Origin of the sequence: Coleofasciculus sp. B1-GNL1-01 (assembly GCF_040220235.1) — a bacterium.
In the GTDB taxonomy this organism is placed as follows: domain Bacteria; phylum Cyanobacteriota; class Cyanobacteriia; order Cyanobacteriales; family Coleofasciculaceae; genus Coleofasciculus.
On the sequence record NZ_JAVJTO010000049.1, the window covers coordinates 67,988 to 86,645 of the forward strand.

The 18,658-nt window shown below is 46.0% G+C and carries 14 protein-coding genes; 5 read left to right on the forward strand and 9 right to left on the reverse strand.

Annotation, left to right across the window (positions count from 1 at the left end):
• Positions 1-24: 24 nt before the first annotated feature.
• The 9 genes from RID53_RS11890 to RID53_RS11930 form a co-directional block, all read right to left on the reverse strand.
• Positions 25-567, reverse strand: coding sequence for a deoxycytidylate deaminase (locus RID53_RS11890; protein WP_446388304.1), 543 nt, complete (start codon positions 565-567; stop codon positions 25-27).
• A complete protein-coding gene (locus RID53_RS11895; RefSeq protein ID WP_446388305.1) occupies positions 564-2,060 on the reverse strand; it encodes a thymidylate synthase in 1,497 nt (498 codons plus the stop codon). Before RID53_RS11895 ends, RID53_RS11890 begins: the two co-directional genes overlap by 4 nt.
• 51 nt (positions 2,061-2,111) lie before the next feature.
• Positions 2,112-3,383: a sensor histidine kinase gene (locus RID53_RS11900; RefSeq protein WP_446388306.1), complete on the reverse strand. Its 1,272-nt coding sequence runs from the start codon at positions 3,381-3,383 to the stop codon at positions 2,112-2,114.
• Between the two features lie 227 nt (positions 3,384-3,610).
• On the reverse strand, positions 3,611-4,282 hold the full coding sequence (locus RID53_RS11905; protein ID WP_446388307.1) for a response regulator transcription factor: 672 nt from the start codon (positions 4,280-4,282) through the stop codon (positions 3,611-3,613).
• 67 nt (positions 4,283-4,349) lie between these two features.
• Positions 4,350-4,649, reverse strand: a complete 300-nt coding sequence (locus RID53_RS11910) for a hypothetical protein (protein WP_446388308.1) — start codon at positions 4,647-4,649, stop codon at positions 4,350-4,352.
• A 95-nt stretch (positions 4,650-4,744) separates the two neighbouring features.
• Positions 4,745-4,894: a hypothetical protein gene (locus tag RID53_RS11915; RefSeq protein WP_446388309.1), complete on the reverse strand. Its 150-nt coding sequence runs from the start codon at positions 4,892-4,894 to the stop codon at positions 4,745-4,747.
• A gap of 138 nt (positions 4,895-5,032) precedes the next feature.
• Positions 5,033-6,913: a mechanosensitive ion channel domain-containing protein gene (locus RID53_RS11920; protein WP_446388310.1), complete on the reverse strand. Its 1,881-nt coding sequence runs from the start codon at positions 6,911-6,913 to the stop codon at positions 5,033-5,035.
• Between the two features lie 210 nt (positions 6,914-7,123).
• Positions 7,124-7,510: a four helix bundle protein gene (locus RID53_RS11925; protein ID WP_446388311.1), complete on the reverse strand. Its 387-nt coding sequence runs from the start codon at positions 7,508-7,510 to the stop codon at positions 7,124-7,126.
• A 98-nt stretch (positions 7,511-7,608) separates the two neighbouring features.
• A complete protein-coding gene (locus tag RID53_RS11930) occupies positions 7,609-8,157 on the reverse strand; it encodes an FHA domain-containing protein (protein WP_446388312.1) in 549 nt (182 codons plus the stop codon).
• A 243-nt stretch (positions 8,158-8,400) separates the two neighbouring features.
• Between RID53_RS11930 and RID53_RS11935 the strand changes: the two genes are divergently transcribed.
• From RID53_RS11935 to RID53_RS11955, 5 genes are all read left to right on the forward strand, one after another.
• Entirely contained in the window at positions 8,401-10,425 is a 2,025-nt protein-coding gene (locus tag RID53_RS11935) for a protein kinase domain-containing protein (RefSeq protein WP_446388313.1), read from the forward strand.
• A 222-nt stretch (positions 10,426-10,647) separates the two neighbouring features.
• The gene (locus RID53_RS11940; protein ID WP_446388319.1) at positions 10,648-11,127 is read left to right on the forward strand and encodes a trypsin-like serine peptidase; all 480 of its coding nucleotides are present in this window, start codon (positions 10,648-10,650) and stop codon (positions 11,125-11,127) included.
• A 38-nt stretch (positions 11,128-11,165) separates the two neighbouring features.
• Positions 11,166-16,115, forward strand: coding sequence for a tetratricopeptide repeat protein (locus tag RID53_RS11945; RefSeq protein ID WP_446388314.1), 4,950 nt, complete (start codon positions 11,166-11,168; stop codon positions 16,113-16,115).
• Positions 16,116-16,509: 394 nt separating this feature from the next.
• Positions 16,510-16,917: a hypothetical protein gene (locus RID53_RS11950; RefSeq protein WP_446388315.1), complete on the forward strand. Its 408-nt coding sequence runs from the start codon at positions 16,510-16,512 to the stop codon at positions 16,915-16,917.
• A gap of 219 nt (positions 16,918-17,136) precedes the next feature.
• Positions 17,137-18,435: an ABC transporter ATP-binding protein gene (locus RID53_RS11955; protein WP_446388316.1), complete on the forward strand. Its 1,299-nt coding sequence runs from the start codon at positions 17,137-17,139 to the stop codon at positions 18,433-18,435.
• Positions 18,436-18,658 lie beyond the last annotated feature (223 nt).

Consider the following 18,658-nt stretch of genomic DNA (forward strand, 5'->3'; position numbering starts at 1 on the left):
ATTAAGTTTGGCATGAGATCACAGTTATACGCTAGCTCTAGCAACAGACGTCGGATTTAATAGAAATGATGCTGCTCGTTTTGCTGTTTCCTCAGATAGCTGAATTTTCTTAAGGGTAACTAAACCCTCATTGATAAATGAATCTCTAACTAGAATACTGCCTCCACTGTTAAAGGGAGTTTCATAAAAGACTTCATGGATTCCAGCAGAAATGATCAGTTTTAGACAAGAAAGACAAGGTTCTAGGGTGACGTAAATACTGGCATCAGTCGTCGCAATGCCATGTTTAGCGGCTTGTGCCAGCGCATTGGCTTCAGCGTGAACAGCGCGAGATGGCATCTCTTTACTGGCATCACAGCTACTTAAACCTGGATAACAATATCCTTGTTCTGTACAATGAGCTGATCCGGCGGGTGAGCCATTGTAGCCTGTGGCTAAAACTTGTTTGTTTTTAACAATTACCGCACCAACAGGAAAAGCCAAGCACGTTGAGCGAGTAGCGGCAAGTTTTGCCAGCATGAGGAAGTATTCATCCCATGTTGGTCGATCTTGATTCAATGGTGTCATTTACTATCCTGACTATAGGGCTTATTTGTTTTCAGTGATTCAGCAGCTTTTTGTACCTCCATTCCCAAATAAGCAGCATGGTCTGGTTGAATGGCTGGGGACGCTGCACAAATTTCTCTAATCAGCTTTAGGGGATTTTTGCCTGAGTAGCAAGCCACGACTTCGCCACTACCAGGAGTTGTTTGTTTAACAACGATTTTGTCGGCTTCAATTTCAATTAAAAAGTTACCTACAGGGTCATAAAAGTCTCGATTTCGACAAATTGCAGGATATTGTTTTCGGATTAACTGATCCGCATTTTCCCAGGTGTCATCATAAATATGAGCGCTCTGACTGATAGTAATTAATGGTCCCATGCGTAAGTTATAACTAGAGCGCTGGGCGATTTCGTCTCGGATATACTGTTGTAGGGCGCGTAGTCCCATGGCATTCGAGGGCCACGCCATATACATATCATTACTGCGGAGAGTCGCGGTCAGTGATAACTCATTATCGACAACCCTCGCCCAAAGGTGATTCAGACAAGGACTACCCCCTTGTTCGTGGTCTTTAACATCCCACAGAGACATCACTGCACTCGCCGCATCAATTTCTCCAATTAATTTGGTAATAATCTGCTCAATTTGGTCTTTGCCAAACCACGAACGGAGACGTTGACCGTAAGTATATTTCACACCTTCTCGATAAGGCGCATCATCTAAAATTTGGTGAATGTACTCCTGAATAAAAGCGCGATCGCAGGGCAAATAGTTGGGTTCAGGGAAATAGAACCCTGGGGGTTCATCCGTCACCACTGCCATTAAATCAATTAATTCTTGCCATTGCCCATCATAGCCCGTGGGTCGAAGGGTTCCCGTTGTTTTAATCCGATGAATAATTTTGACCCAGGTTTCAGCAATCGTCTTGCCTTCAATCCGATGTCCGTAACGTGATCCAGGTAAGACGGTTGGCACGGCTTCTGTTTGGGGAAATTCTAGCGGCGCACCCCAGGGTTCAACCCTATCCCTCACCGCATAAGACTTAACCTGACTCACCGCTTCAGCTATTGATTTTACCTCTTGCCACTCCACCGATTGCCGGAGAGTCTCCAAAGCATTAGCCTCAATTTCAATATCGATATAGCCAGGAATCGCAGACTGAATCACCCAACAGCGACGCCCTGTATCGCTGAACCCTTCAGTAAACCCATTGCGGAAAAAATCTAATAAGCATATCCCCCCCCCAGCATTTTGGTCTTCCTTCGTGGCGTTGAGAACAACCAAAAAGCGGACATGAGGATTCGCTAATAGATTTCGGATCAGCAGGCTGATACCCCGCGTCGGACTGTAGAGTTGACCGATAACAGCAAACTCGTGAGGTTGTAACTGTTTCGCGATCGCACCTTTTACCGTCCAACCTGTAACCACTGCTGTCTGACCCATACCGTAAATAAGCTGGTTGGGCTTGTGTAGGGGTTTGTACTGGAATTGAGTGATCTGAGCGCTAGCTGTCATAGGAGGCTGCGAGTTGAGAAATCTCTAGCCTACAATAGCAAAGAACCGGAGTTAAACGGCGGGTAAACGCACCTGAAAACAGCTACCCACCCCAACCTGACTCGTCACCGTAATTTTCCCGCCATGACGCTGGGCGATCGCAGCAGCAATAGCTAAACCTAACCCTGTCCCCCCCTCGCGGCGAGAACGGGCTTTGTCCGCCCGCCAGAAGCGATCAAACACAAAGGGTAACTGTTCTCGCTCAATGCCAATTCCGGTATCTTTAACACTAACAATAGCAAAGCGATTAGTTTTCGCTAAAATCAGCTCTACTTTCCCTTGAGTCGGCGTATATTGAATCGCATTTTCCAGCAGGTTACAAAATAAACGACTCAGTTGTGATTCATCCCCTACCACAGAAACTGTGGCTAGCCACTGAGACTGGAGTGTAACTTCTTTGTCTTGTGCAAAAGGTTCTAATAACTCCAGCAAGTTCTTTAAAATCTTATTCAGAGAGATTGTGCTTTTCTCACGGCTAGGCGTTGATATTTTACTATCGTTTCGCGCTAAAAAAAGCAAGTCTTCTGATAAGTGACTCATCTGATCCGTCGCACTCGCGATCGCCGCTAACTTTTTCGCATCTTTAGGATGAATTCGTTCCGGATGATTTCGCATCACATCAACTGATGCTTTAATTGCCATTAAAGGACTGCGTAACTCATGAGACGCATCCGCCGTAAACTGCTTAAGTTGCTGAAAACTTTGCTCAATTGGCTCCAACGCTTTCTGTGTCAACCACAGTCCGCCTAAACCCACTAAACCTAACCCCATAACACCACCCATTCCCAATCCCCACAGCATTTGGCGTTGGACGATTTGGATATCCTCCATCGATTGCGAGGCGCGAATATACCCTTCTAGAGAGGGCTGATTGGGGGTTGAGCCATCTTTAAACACAGAAATGGTATACGTGCGAACCTGTCTCGGCTTGTGCTTTTCCTCTTGAGTTTGAGAACCGACTCGGAGTCGAGAGTCCAACTCTAGAGCGCCTCGACTTGCCAACAGTTGACCCTTGGCATCAAACCATTCTAAGCTTTGCTGATCCCGATTAAAAATATCGCGCCAGGGAACCGCATCCACTTGATTAAGATATTGACGCCCGTTCATTTTGACAGGCGTAAACGAGGCGGCGGCGGCTTGAGCCAGAGTCAATAGTTTTTTATCCAGTTGGTAATAAAGATTACGGCTAACAAAGACATAAACTCCCGTGCCAAAGAGACTCAAAATTGCTGCCATTACAGTTAGGTAAGACAACAATAGACGCCAGCGTAAACCTTGAAACATTCTAAGAACGGTAGAAACGTAGCATCCTACGTCTGAGTTTTGACTGTGTAGGGGCGGGTTGATGTGCTTTCGTTTCACTATGTATGATAACATTTATTCAAAACCTGCCCTGACCGATTGTAGGGGCTAGGTTTTAGCGATAAGGTTGAGGATAAAACCTCTAACTGCACTAAACCCGCCCTAACTAAGTTATAAGGTTTAAATTATAAATCTTCCCCAATCACCAATCATTGTTTTAAACGATAACCCAAACCATAAACCGTTTCAATCAAATCACTGGGAGCGCCGCCAGCTTCAAGTTTCTGTCGTAAACTGCGGATATGCGCTTTAACCGTCGCTTCTTCCGGGAGTCGCTCAAAGGGCCACAGGTGTTCTAAGATTTGAGCGCGGCTAAACACACGACGACCATGGCGTAAGAAAAATTCTAACAGCGAATATTCTTTAGGTGAAAGCGATAGGAGGTTATCTTCATAAAACACTTCACAGGTACTTGGATCTAACCGTAGTTTACCCCACTCCAATACCGGGGGGGCGGTGGAAACACCCCGACGCAGTAAGGCTCGAATGCGAGCTGATAACTCTTCTAAGTCAAAAGGTTTAACCAAATAGTCATCAGCTCCGGCATCCAATCCCACCACCTTATCCGTAATTGTATCCTTAGCCGTTAGCATCAGAATCGGAGTGCTACAGCCTTGGGAGCGTAGTCGCCGACAAAGTGTAATCCCATCGATTTTGGGTAACATAATGTCGAGCAAAATTAAGTCATAAGTGACAGAATCAGCGAGATTTAACCCCTCCTCTCCATCATGCGCCACATCGATCGCATAATGTTGATCGGTGAGATCTTCTTCTAGGGCATCGGTAATGCGCTCATCATCTTCCACGAGTAAAAGTCTCATCGCTGACACCTGTTTCTATGACCTGTCGCTCCCAAGGTAAGCTGTTCACGTTCTGATCAAGCTAGGTTTAGGGCGTAGCCTCACCGTCTTCTTCTTCCTCACCAGGCATAGCCTCTTCCTCACCAGGCATAGCCTCTTCCTCACCAGGCATAGCCTCTTCCTCACCAGGCATAGTTTCTTCCTCACCAGGCATAGCCTCTTCCTCACCAGGCATAGCCTCTTCCTCACCAGGTATAACCTCAGTTTCTTCTGCTGGAGTTGGCTCTTCTACACCCGTCTCCTCAGGTGTAGTTGTATCAGTCTGGCAAGCTCCCAGCAATGATGTCAAACCCAACAACAGTGAAAAAGCGATAATCTTCAGCTTCACAGCATTACCTCCTAAAATTTTCCAAATTCAACCGTCTTACCGGGGTAATCAAGTTGCTTATACGTTTCTACTTGGCGTTAATCGCCGTTAAACCCTTAAACAGCCCTGAATTTTTCGGGTTCATCTGCCAAGGTAAACTCAAAAAGTAAAAAACTCGATAAAACCGCCCAATAGTTTCCGCCTTGCCATATAGCGCTAGGCAATGGGCAATAGGCAATGGGCAATAGGCAATGGGCAATGGGCAATAGGCATCACCCTGTCATGAGTCCGATCTCCGATACCTAGCTTCATACCGAGTTACGCTCAAACATAGTAAATAGGACAAGCAGGGGAAGCAGGGGAAGCAGGGGAAGGGAAAGCTTTGAATGCAACTTGGTATCAAGTCATACCAGACGATTATCCCGATAAAATCGATAAAATGAATAATCATCTTGAAACGGATAATCATCAATAACATGATGGATAATACCGCTATCAATCAAAATTTGTCCGATGCGAATTGCTTCTTGTCGAGAACCCTGAGTCCGTTGTGCTAGCCATTCCACGGCTTCTGCACCAATGAAGCATTGAGGATAAAGATTTCCTCGATAGCGGCGGTCTTTTATTTCCACACCATCTACACCCCGCATCGCTGCAACTAATGCTTCAATTTCTGTCTCGGTTAGGGTTTTGGCTGGAGTGATTGTCCGGGATACTGATCCGGATATCTCAGTCGTAGCTGCGAGGGAATCTTGCGGTTGAGAAAGGGGAGTAGGGTTTGATTGATCACCATTCGTCGGCTCAATTGATCGAGGAGACGATGTTGATGCATCCCGATATAATAACAGGTTGAAAATTTCGTCAAGTTTAGGCGATCGCAGATGTAAATCCCGTTGTGGAAAGGGAATCTCAATCGTATGATGTCGCAAACATGCCTCAATCCGATAGTTGAGATCACTTTTAACTTTAAACTGTTTCTTCGGTTCTCCTGTCCACACCAGTAAATCAAAGTCTAGGGAACTCTCCCCAAACCCTTGAAACCATACCTGAGGCGGCGGTTGCAGCAGCACTTCGGGATGATTTTTGACAGCTTCGAGTAACGCGGTTTGGACTTTATCGATATCTGATCCATACGCCACACCCACAGGAATCCGCAGCCGAGAAATCGGATTCCCGTGACTCCAGTTAATTACCTCAGTCTCTAAAAAGCGTGAGTTGGGTACGATAATCGTAACTTGATCTAACGTACAAATCTCCGTACTACGTGCGCCAATGCGTTCTACGGTTCCCAGTAAATCACCGACTTTGACAAAATCACCGATTTGGATGGGGCGTTCAAAGGTAATAATAATCCCGCTAATAAAGTTATTGGCAATATTCTGAACCCCAAACCCAATCCCCACACCGAGAACACTGGCAAGAATGGTTAAAGATCCAACATCTAAACCCCAAATTTGTAACAGGACAATCAATCCGAGAAAGGTGAGAACATACTGAGTGAGGACAGTAATCACCTCTTGCAATCTGGGTTCAGCCCCGGTGTGGGCTAAGACATAGGATTTAAACAGCTTAGTCAGAGAACTAACCGCAAACCACAATCCAACAGTTAAGCCCAAAAGCAATAGTAATTCTAGGGCAGAATATTTACTACTACCTAAGCTAATCACTGGCGCATTGAGAATATCAAAAACCTTCGCGATAAAATCAAATAACTCATAGCGCCAAATCCGACTGGCGGGAAACAAATCGGTCACATAATAGGCGATCGCAATCCATAATCCGCCCTGTAACCCTAGTTGGGCAAGGCGTACCATGAATTGGGCGGGATCTTCCCAGGCGTGAAACGAGGAGGTGGGTTGTCCTAGCCACACTCTCAAGCGATGAGACACCCATTTTCCTAGAAACAGTAAACCAACATGAATCGCGATCGCAACCAGTATCGCCCCAAGGACAAAGCCTAACGCCTGACGAATATAGGCGGGCGATCGCTCAAATTGGGCTTGCACAAATGCCCGTTCCAGAATTCTCTGCCAAATTCGGGCTTGCTGAAGAGCAGTAAGTTCTGGTAAGACATCCTTATCGGTTACAGTGAGTAAATGGTCTGACTCAGGCAAGGAAGGAATAGTCAGCGTGGTTTGATCCTCTGTCTGATTCACTTCAACGCTGACAGGTTGAGAGGATTGCACCGCTTGCGCCAAAATATCGTTGATCCGCTTTGCCCGATTTTCTGCTGTATAGTTATTATTTAAACTTCTTACCTGTAAGAGAACGCGACCATCTAGCACAATTGGTGCTTTGTTATTATGATTTGTTGGAGATGTTTGGGCAACGCTGGGAAATGGGTTCAATGTTAGTAGCAGTGTCAGCAATGCTAACAGGATAAACCGCCAACGTCTTAGAGGGAGCCGGGGGAGCTGAGGGAGCATTTTTAGGGATGGGTTATTTTCACAAATGGCTACTAGCGCCGGATGGAAGAAATCACTAATTGGATAAATTTAATGCTTCATAAGCCAAGGTGAATGATTGTTAATCATGTTGATGAAACCTGTTAAAACTTGGTTGTATGTTCCATAAACTTCTCGACCGATTTGAATATCCATATAGCTACATTTAACAGCAAACTCTATCCAAGTTTGAGTTTCAGCCGCTTCTGCTTCACAGTCATTCAATTTAGCAATAAAGGCAGCTTCATATCGTCTTTTACGCCATGCTTCTGCGAGATTGGCACAAACTGAGCGAGAAGAACGACGAATCTGGTCAGTTAAAGAATATCGCTCTTCTACAGGAAATTTTTTGGATAACTCAAAAATTATCATTGCTGAATCAAACGCCATCTTATAAATTTCTAACTCTCTATGACTTTTCAATAGGTTTCTACTCATCTTTCTCGACTCAACCCAATACTTACTACTCAAAATCAACTCTAAGTTACTCCTTCCCAACTCCCTCCGCTTCCCCCGCTTCCCCCGCTCCCCCTGCTTCATTTCACCAGACGACTACTAGACGGCGCTGTGGGCGACGGTTGAGGGCGCGATCGCTCTAAAATAGTGCTGGCTACTGCCCATGCACCAAATGTGGTTAACAAGAGAACGCCGATTCCAATCGCCCAGATCACCACTTTCTTTTGGGGGATAGACTTCATCGATGGTGTAAAACTGGATACATTGGGACTCTGGGCGGTGGCGTTGAGATCATTGCTGTGGACTAAGGTGGCGGTCATTTTATAGGGACCCATTCGTAGGGTATCTTTAAAGGAAATGGGTTGATTGGCTTGGCGCAGGGGTCGCCCATTCAGAAAGGTACCGTTAGCACTACGTTGATCGGTAATATACATTTGGTTCTTTGCCACCGTAATCAGGACATGAAACCGCGAAATCTCTGGGTTAGCCAGTTCTAACCGAGATACCGACTCTCCTCCCCAATATTCCGGCATTTGCTCCAATTCTCGACCGATCGCGATCGGTGCAGTTAAGAGCGATCGCTTGACTTCCCCCATTTCTGGATCTTCCCAGGTTAATTGAATATACATAGACGTGGTAGACCTCGAACACCTGTTATAGTAATGGTTCCCATTTTTCGAGTGATGATGCAGGCATTTGCTGAAACCGCAACGCCTGTTGTCACGTCAAATTTTTTGGGTCGTCGATTCAACAATCGGGTAAAGGATTCTGGATAAGGATAATGATGATTAGGTCACTATCCAAATCATATCGTTAAAAATAATTAAGATAATAGGTCAAGGATGCATTTTTCCTGTAATGAGCGGTAGGGTATGAGCTTCAATCTTTTCCGTCGATTTCAATCCACGAATACCGACCAACCCCTCGGTGGACGCTATAAAATCGAGCGTCAACTGGGAATAGGCGGATTTGGTCAAACCTTTCTGGCGCAAGATCTCCACTTACCCGGACACCCCCAATGTGTGATTAAGCAACTTCAACCTAAAACCACTGACCCCGCCAGTCTGGAAACCGCTAGACGCCTATTTGACACCGAAGCTCAAGTCCTCTATCAACTGGGTAATCATGACCAAATTCCCCGGCTGCTGGCACATTTTGAAGAGAATCAGGAATTTTATTTAGCACAAGAATTAATTCTTGGCAATCCCCTCACCCAGGAATTGAAAAAAGGTCAACAATGGTTAGAATCTAAAACCATTGCCCTACTAGAGGATATTCTCCAGGTTTTGGCGTATGTCCATGAGCAAAATGTGATTCATCGCGATATCAAACCCTCTAATCTGATTCGCCGCCAACAGGATGGCAAAATTGTCCTAATTGACTTTGGTGCGGTGAAGCAAGTTACCACTCAATTTAGTCATCCTCAATCGGGACAAACCAATTTAACCATTTCCATTGGGACTCAAGGCTATGTTCCTAAAGAACAGTTGGGTGGACAACCCCGGTTTAGTAGTGATGTGTATGCGGTGGGTATATTAGGGATTCAAGCCTTAACCGGGACACATCCTCGATTGCTACGGGAAAATCCAGAGACAGGAGAAATCCAGTGGCGTGATTTAGCTCCTCATGTTAGTCTCAACCTGGCTGAGGTTTTGGATCAGATGATTCGGTATGATTTCCGCGATCGCTATCAAACCGCCACCGAAGCCCTAGACGCCCTGCAACGTCTCTCCAGCGATATCCCAGCCTCCGATACAACCCAACGATTACCCGATTCCGCAGACACCACAGCATCGCTTCCAGAACATTCAACGCCTCTCTCCTTGCAGGAGAAAGGTTTGCAGAGAAGTCTTCCAGATTCCCCAGCCCCATCCCCCTCAGACACCAGTACCACTCACTTACCCGAAACTTGGCGGAATTCCCAACCCGCATCAGGGAGTTCAGTCCCGACAATTGTTACACCTGGTTCCAACCCAAAACGAGGGCTGAATCTTTGGTGGATTGTAGCAATTTTAGGCATTGTCGGCGGAATTGCTGGAGTCGCGACAACACGGCTGATTCCGCAGTTTACCAGCAAAACGACAAATCAGAGTCAGGAGTTAACTGTTAATTCTGCGAACTCTGCAACTCAATCCTCCCCTACATCATCCCTTGAATCTTCCCCCACCGAAGAGACAAAAACGAATCCCAGTTCAGACTCAGAATCACCCACCTCTGAACAGCCTACTCCTGATCCACCAAAACCCAATAACCAATCCTCTTCTGTTCCTTCACCGGAATCAACTCCTTCCCCTTCTGTGAAAAAGTCACCCCCAGTAACTCAAAATCCTGCACCCCCCAAACCAGCAACGCCAACACCAACTCCCGCAGCGCCAAAGCCAACAAAGGTTCAGCCCACACCATCCCCTGTTCCATCGGCTTCTCCTTCCCCTAATACCGCCAACGCCAAAACCCATTGGCAACGCTGCTATGATTTAAACACTCAGGTTCGTCCAACCGAAGCGATTCAAGCGTGCGATCACGCTTTAGCCATTAACCCTGATTATCCGGAAGCATTATGGAGTAAGGGTGCGGCGTTGGATCAGTTAGGAAGACATCAAGAAGCATTAAACCTCTACGAAAAAGCGACAACCCTGAAGCCAGATTTTGCCGAAGCCTGGATTAATCAAGGCGTGGCGTTGATTTTATTAGGTCAACCGGAGAAAGCGATTCCGGTTCTTGATCGCGCCATTCAGCTTAAACCTAATTCTGCAAACGCTTGGATTAACAAAGCCGAAGCCTATATGGAATTAGAACGATTTGATGACGCGATCGCGTCTCTGAAAAAGGCGCTGGAAATTCAACCTAATAATGAATATGCTGCAACGATGTTAATCGCAGCCGAGGCGAAAAAATGAAACCTCTATCTCAACGGGGGTTAGCCCGGAACTAAAGTTCTGGCTAAAAGCTAAAACCCGTTAAAACGGGTTAAAAGATATAATTTATAATTTGAATTTTGATTATCTAGGAGCCTATCACCTTTAGTCTAAACGGTAGGGGCGACCCGCTTGCATCAATTAACAACGCCCCTCCACTCAATCTGATCGGGTCGCCCTTTACTCAACCCCATCATAAAGTCAATTTATGAGGAAAATTTTCAGGGAGAGGCACAGCAACCCGATGAATATCGCGCTCAGGTTGATGGGATTTTTCAGACTAACTCGGCTTTAGATTATACCGTGGTGCAATTGGTTGGAGAACCGGGAAATCAATGGGGATGGTTATCCTTGGTGGAGACAACAATTCGGCGGCGGGAACGGGTTAATATTATTCAGCATCCATTAGGTCAACCGAAACAGATTTCCCTTCAGAATAATTTTGTTGAGTATTTAGGTGGAGATGTGGTTCAGTATGTCACGTCTACGTTAAATGGTTCTTCGGGTTCACCTGTATTTAATGATCGATGGGATGTCGTCGCCCTGCATCATGCGGGGGGAAATATTCTCGAACCGACTACACAACGCCGTTATTTTCGGAATGAAGGCATACTGGTAAGTAGGATTCTCGCTGATTTGCCTCCGGAACTGGCAGAACGGATTCGTTCAGGGACAACAGCTTAATCCTGAAGCCCAAAGACTGTCTGGAATAGCTGTCAGTGATGAAACTCAAGCCCCAACTATTACGGTTTTTAGTGAGAATGCCAACCACTCAAACCGTGAGAGAACGTAAAGCACTTTTGGCTTACCTGGGGTTTGAACGCCTAAGCAGCAAAATTAAGTGGGACAATAGCAATAATTTTGTCTTTTTTACGGAACTCGTCGAACTGCTGATTTCGGAAGGAAAGACTGAGTTGCTTTCATGTCTGAATAATCTGGTGGAAATTGAGTGGATTGGTCTAGAGGATCAAGAAAAACTCAGGTGTTTAATTGCCGATATTGACGCTTTGGATGATCAGGGATGGGAGTACGAGTTCCGAGGTGAATCTAATCGCCAAAAATCATCCTCTATTCCCTTCATCTTACCCCAGCTTGATGTCTCCACATTTACCGGGCGAGAGCAAGAATTGCAACAACTCGAAGATTTACTCCTCCAGCGCCAAGGATCAAAACTGTGCAGCATTGTTGGGTTAGCAGGTGCGGGGGGAATTGGTAAATCAGCCCTCGCTTGTCACTTTGCTACCCAGTATCGCGGCGAATTCCCCGATGGGGTGATTGGGATACAGGTGAATGGGAAGGATGTGGATACCATTGCGCGGGAGTTTGTTCGCCGGATTGGGGCGGAACTTGATCCGGAGGATGAGCGAGATGCTGCCACAATTATGCAGGAAATGTTTGCTCATCGGCGGATGTTGCTGATTTTTGATAATGCGGATCAGCCAAAGATTAAGGTATTACGTCCAGGTGGGAATCGATGTGCCGTAATTATTACAACCCGCGATCGCAATCTCCCTTTATCCTTAGATATCCCCGATCAAGGTACAATTGACCTTCCTCCCCTTCCGGAACCCGATTCCTGGCTTTTGCTGCAGCGGATTTTGGGTGAAGAACGGGTGGTGGCGGAGGAGGAAGCAGCGAGGGAAATTATTCAGTTAGTCGGGAAGTTACCCCTAGCGTTACAAATTGTCGGTGCAGCATTGCGGCAAAAACGGCGGAGTTTGGCAGATTATGCGGCATCATTACGGGAAGAAAAGACGCGATTGACTCGACTGAAAGTGCGAGGAGACGAGGAGTTAAATGTCATTGCCTCGTTAACCTTAAGTGTAGAGTTACTTGAGCCAGACGAGATTGACTTTTTTGCCTGTCTGAGTGTTTGTGCTAAAGAGGGGTTTTCCCGGCGCACGGCGATGGTAGTGGGGAATTGTCAGGACGAGTGGATAGCGCAAGAGTATCTGGATTGTCTTTACCAACTTTCCCTGCTTAATTATGCGGAGGTGGGAGAAAATCGCTTTGTCTTTCACCCCCTGATTCGCTTATTTGCTCAGGAATTGGCAGAAACGCGCCAGTTACAAGAGGTGGCGGCAGAACGACACGGGCAGTTTTTTATCGAATTGGTGAAATCCAGTGAAGTCAATATCGCGGCTGAAATAGCAGAGGACTTAGACGACATTATTCTGGCAGCCCAGTGGTTACAGCGACAGGAAACAACAACGAAGCGCCAACAAAAATCTCAGTACGGTTTTGCTTTCTGTCTTCAGCCTTTTTTTAAACAATATGGCTACTGGCAACAGGCGGTTGACTTTATGTCAGGATTCCAATTGTTAGCAAGATTGAATGAAGATTGGAATAAGGCTGTAGAATTTTTGATTCAGCAGGTTAATTATCTGTCTCTACTCGGTGAATGGTCAAGGGCTGAAGAGGTACTCACTCTAATTCCAGACATTCTGAGCAAAATAGAGGTAGAAGCAACCCGTCAGCGTTATGAGGCAAAATGGCGAACTAATCTGGGTATAATACTACAGCGACAAAGACGGTTCGATGAAGCCATCCAAGTTTTCCAACGTCAGGTTGAGATTAGCCAAACTCTCGATGACCAACGCGAACTGGCAATTGGATTTAACTGCTTAGGTGGAGTATTCCAGCAGCTTGGACAACTCGATGAAGCTATCGAAGCTTTCCAACGTCGGATTGAAATCAGCCAAATTCTCGATGACCAACGCGAACTGGCAATTGGACTTAACTGCTTAGGTGGAGTATTCCAGCAGCAAAGACAGTTCGATGAAGCTATCCAAGCTTTCCAACAGGTAGTTGAAATCAGCCAAACTCTCCATGACCAACGCCAAATGGCAATTGGACTCAACTGCTTGGGTAGAGCATTCCAGGAGCAAGGACAGCTTGATGAAGCCATCCAAGCTTTCCAACAAGTAGTTGAAATCAGCCAAACTCTTAATGACCAACGCCAAATGGCAATTGGACTCAACTGCTTAGGTGGAGTATTCCAACAGCAAAGACGCCTCGATGAAGCCATCCAAGTTTTCCAACAGGTAGTTGAAATCAGCCAAACTCTCAATGACCAACGCCAAATGGCAATTGGACTCAACTGCTTGGGTAGAGCATTCCAGGAGCAAGGACAGCTTGATGAAGCCATCCAAGCTTTCCAACGTCAGGTTGAAATTAGCCAAACTCTCGATGACCAACGCTCATTGGCAATTGGACTTAACTGCTTAGGTGGAGTATTCCAACAGCTTGGACGCCTCGATGAAGCTATCGAAGCTTTCCAACGTCGGATTGAAATCAGCCAAGCTATTGATGACCAACACTCATTAGCAATTGGGTTTAACTGCTTAGGTGGAGTATTTCAACAGCAAGGACAGCTTGATGAAGCCATCCAAGTTTTCCAACGTCAGGTTGAGATCAGCCAAACTCTCAATGAACAACACTCATTGACAATTGGATTTAACTGCTTAGGTGGAGTATTCCAGAAACTTGGACGGTTTGATGAAGCCATCGAAGCTTTCCAACGTCGGATTGAAATCAGCCAAGCTATCGATGACCAACGCTCATTAGCAATTGGATTTAACTGCTTAGGTGGAGTATTCCAGCAGCTTCAGCAGCAAGGACGACTCGATGAAGCCATCCACGCTTTCCAACAGGTGGTTGAGATTAGTCAAGCTATCGATGACCAACGCCAAATGGCAATTGGATTTAACTGCTTAGGTGGAATATTCCAACAGCTTGGACAACTCGATAAAGCTATCGAAGCTTTCCAACAGGGGGTTGAGATTAGCCAAGCTATCGATGACCAACGCTCATTGGTAATTGGATTTAACTGCTTAGGTGGAGTATTCCAGCAGCTTGGACGCCTCGATGAAGCCATCCACGCTTTCCAACGTCAGGTTGAAATTAGCCAAACTCTCGATGACCAACGCCAAATGGCAATTGGACTCCACCGCTTAGGTGGAGTATTCCAGCAGCAAGAAAAGCGTGATGAAGCTATCGAAGCTTTTCAACAGGTGGTTGCAATAAGCCAAGCTATCGATGACCCACGGAGTCTAACCATGGGACTTAGTAGTATCAGTAGATTACTACAAGAACAAGGTCAGATTGTAGAGGCTATCGATACTCTCTATCGTATTGTTGCTATTGAGGATAACTTAGGCAATCAACGTGGTTTGGCAATGACTCTGAGTAGTTTGAGTGGCTTACTACGAGAGCAAGGTCGGATTGCAGAGACTCTCGATACTCTTGAGCGCATTATCACAATCGAGGAACAGCTAGGTAACCAAAGTAGTTTGGCAAGAACACTTAACCGCTTAAGCATGGTGCTGCTTGATCAAGGTCGCTTTGATGAAGCCGTAGATGCTTTCCAACGTAGTGTTGATATTAGCAAACAACTTGATGATCAACAAGAGTGGGTGATCGCACGCACCAGTCAGGCGGTAGTATTACATGAGCTGGGGTGTTTCTGGTTACAGCAGCACAGGCGCTTAGACGAAGCGGAACAATTTCTCCGGCGTAGTCAGGCTATCTGCGAGGAGTTGGACAACCAACATAGTCTGGTGATGGTATTAAACAGCTTAAGTGGAGTGCTAAAGCGACAAGGGCGTCTTGATGAAGCCGAGGACATTCTCCGACGCAGCCAAGCTATTTCAGAAGAATTAAATGACCCCCAATCTTTAGCCATGGTATTATACAGCTTAAGTGGAGTGCTAGTGCGACAGCAGAAATGCCATGATGCTGAGAAAATTTTTCGCCGCAGATACGATTTAGCCCAGAAACTCGAAGACCAACACGGACAAGCCATTATATTAAATAGTTTAGGTGGAGTGCTAAAGCGACAAGGGCGTCTTGATGAAGCCGAGGACATTCTCCGACGCAGCCAAGCTATTTCAGAAGAATTAAATGACCCCCAATCTTTAGCCATGGTATTAAACAGTTTAGGTGGAGTGCTAGAGCGACAGCAGAAATGGTATGATGCTGAGAAAATTCTTCGCCGCAGCTACGATTTAGCCCAGAAACTGGAAGACCAACGCGGACAAGCCATGATTTTGAATAGTTTAGGTCAGGTACTCTACAAGCAGAGAACTGAGGAGAAAATCGAGTTAGCTTTCATGTATTTCCGAGCAAGTGTGAAACTGGGTGAACAACTAGACGACTCATCCCACCTCGCCAAAGTTCACACAGCTATGGGTCAAGCCTTTCTTGCCAAAGGTGATACAGAACAGGCAATTATCGAATTTGACAAAGGTTTCACCATTGATGAGCATTTGCAAAATCCTCGCGGACTCCAGATTGTAACAGGCGAATTGACTTATGCTCTCACTAAGCTAAACCGACGTGAGGAAGCCATCCGTTATTGTCAAAGAGCGCTAGCTGTTGCACCAGAAAACCAACGACTCCTACATTTGTCTGAGCAACTCTCCTCACCATCCAAACCAACCGCTAAACCTGTATTTAAACAAGGTTCAGTCAAATTTATCAAATACCACGAGCAAGGTTATCACTGGGGATATATTATCCCCGATGATGGCAGTGAGGATATTTATTTTCGCGAAGGGTATATCAATCCCCACTGTTTATCCAAATTGGCAAAAGGCACACTTGTTGAAGTCGAAGTCAAGCAAACCGCCAAAGGAGCTTGTGCTAAAAATGTTAGGATAATATCGAATTGAGAACAGAAGGCAGAGGACAGAAGGTTGATGACTGAGATGTATAAATATAAAGCCTATCATAAACATAGTTTAAGCCTCAATTGTAGGAGCAGGTTTAGCCGTTTAATTCGAGTATTTACCGATAACTCTCAACAAAACCCGCCCTTCCTTATCTATCTGATACTGTCCCTCTCCTGAAATCTTGCCACACCAATAATAAATCCCACGTTACCGTGAGGTGGGCAAACGTAACAAACGATAACATCAGCATTTTCAAGTTAATAATGTTTGCCCACCCTACAGGATAAAAGCTACCAACTTCAGCAATAACCAGCGAGAATGAACAGAGCGATCGCGTATTTGGATAAACTAGATCGAGTTGTACATAGACACCAGCATGGGTCGGAGTATCTCTATGTCTTTGGAAGAGATCAAAGAACAGGTTAACCAATTATCTGTAAGCGATCGCCTCGCCCTGATCAGTGCGATCATTCAATCCCTAGAAGATACCAACCTGCAGGAAAACTGGCACTATCTGGTGGCACGTCCCCATCCGTGGCGACGCCAACTTTACATAAAAGGACGCAAACTCCTGGCTTCAACAGTTTGGCAAGATAAGATTGTCAATGAAATGACACCCGAACAAGCCGCAGAAAATTGGGATTTGCCTCTACCCGCAATCTATGAAGTGATCCATTACTGCGAAAGTCATCGAGATCTGATCAAGTTAGAAGCAGACGAAGAACGCTATCGTTTAGAAGAAAAAGGAGTTTTATCTGAGTCAATTTATTATTCTCAATCAATGGAACTACTGAACAAGTAAACGGAGAAAAGCCCTGGCGATCGCAGATGAAAAAATTCACTCCAAGTTTAGAGTTTGTAGTCAGCGCTAAAGCGCTGATGGTACTAAAGTACCAACTACGAACCCAGTTTGATAACCTGCTTCTCACCGAGGACTTGGGTTCGGGACTTCAGTTGTTGACGCAAAAGAACATAATAGTATAGTTACCTCTATCACTGTCGCTCATCCCCAGTCACCATCGTGTCCCAGGTTGTTCTCGAAAACGTTTACAAAAGCTTTCCTAGTCGCCAAGACAGGTCAACTGTTGCGCCTGTGACAACAGAACCCTTGCTGACTCCTACGGATGAAGCGCCACTGATAGCCGTTGATTCATCCTCGGCGTCATCGGGAAGCGTGAATGTTTTGCGGCGGATTAATCTGAGAGTCTACGATGGCGAGTTTATGGTATTGGTGGGTCCTTCGGGGTGTGGTAAAAGCACCCTGCTGCGGGTGATTGCGGGATTAGAGGAATTAACCGGGGGGAAAATTTGGGTAGGCGATCGCATGGTAAATGATTTACCCCCAAAAGCCCGCAATATTGCCATGGTGTTTCAAAATTATGCCCTTTATCCACACCTGACGGTCTACGATAATATTGCCTTTGGCTTGCGGCGAACAAGGGTGGGATTAGCCTACGAAAAGCCTACCACCGAGAAACCCCTGTGGGTGGAGAATGCTTTAATTAGGATGACGCGATCGCTTCCCAAACAATGGCGTTATTTCTCCGATCGCGAACGGGCGATTGATGATCAGGTGCGCTACGTCGCCAAACTCCTGCAAATTGAACCCCTGCTGAATCGACGCCCCAAACAGCTATCCGGGGGACAAAAGCAACGAGTCGCCCTCGGGCGTGCGATCGCCCGGAACCCCCAAGTCTTTCTCATGGATGAACCCCTTTCCAATCTAGACGCCAAACTCCGGGCGGAAACCCGCAGTCAAATCGTGCGCTTACAACGCCAGTTAGGAACCACCACTCTCTATGTCACCCACGATCAAACTGAAGCCATGACGATGGGCGATCGCATTGCGGTGATGAATCAGGGGGAAATTCAGCAAATCGCCCCTCCCCTCGAACTCTATAACCACCCCGCCAATCGCTTTGTCGCCGAATTTATCGGTTCACCGCCGATGAACTTTATTCCGGTTCAATTTAAAGCGCCCCTGCTGATTCAGCATCGCCAATTTCGGCTCACGCTTCCAGAGGTTTGGCAACCCTTTCTGCAAGAATATGATGGACGATCTTTAATTTTAGGAATTCGTCCCGAACATTTGAGTGTCAGTGTTCCCGCCCCGAAAAACTTATCGGTTACTGTTGAACAAGTCGAAGCCTTGGGCAATGATACCTATTTATTAGTTAAGCTGGATCGGAAGATTCGATTACAAGCCCGAATCCCTGCTGATCATGTCGTCAAAGTCGGCGATCAAATTTGGTTATCGATTAACGCGGATAAAGTTCATTTCTTTGATGAAAGAACAGGTCAAGCGATTCGGTCTAATTAGGGTTTGTTGTAGGGAGTGGTGAGGTGAGGGGGAGATGGGGAAGATGAGGGAGACACAAAAAGTGTGGGTAGGAGGGAACAGTAGTGCGAGCGTCTCGCTCGCTATTGGTTTTTCACCGAAAACTCAGAGTAAAAACTTGTTGTGGAGAGAAATTACAGCAGTTTGCTCTGCTATGCGGTACATTGTCGATCCCCCTAAATCCCCCTTAAAAAGGGGGACTTTG

Coding starts and splice junctions, on each gene's coding strand:
- RID53_RS11890 (WP_446388304.1), bottom strand. CDS start 567: ATGACACCATTGAATCAAGATCGACCAACATGGGATGAATACTTCCTC.
- RID53_RS11895 (WP_446388305.1), bottom strand. CDS start 2,060: ATGACAGCTAGCGCTCAGATCACTCAATTCCAGTACAAACCCCTACAC.
- RID53_RS11900 (WP_446388306.1), bottom strand. CDS start 3,383: ATGTTTCAAGGTTTACGCTGGCGTCTATTGTTGTCTTACCTAACTGTA.
- RID53_RS11905 (WP_446388307.1), bottom strand. CDS start 4,282: ATGAGACTTTTACTCGTGGAAGATGATGAGCGCATTACCGATGCCCTA.
- RID53_RS11925 (WP_446388311.1), bottom strand. CDS start 7,510: ATGAGTAGAAACCTATTGAAAAGTCATAGAGAGTTAGAAATTTATAAG.
- RID53_RS11930 (WP_446388312.1), bottom strand. CDS start 8,157: ATGTATATTCAATTAACCTGGGAAGATCCAGAAATGGGGGAAGTCAAG.
- RID53_RS11935 (WP_446388313.1), top strand. CDS start 8,401: ATGAGCTTCAATCTTTTCCGTCGATTTCAATCCACGAATACCGACCAA.
- RID53_RS11945 (WP_446388314.1), top strand. CDS start 11,166: ATGAAACTCAAGCCCCAACTATTACGGTTTTTAGTGAGAATGCCAACC.
- RID53_RS11950 (WP_446388315.1), top strand. CDS start 16,510: ATGTCTTTGGAAGAGATCAAAGAACAGGTTAACCAATTATCTGTAAGC.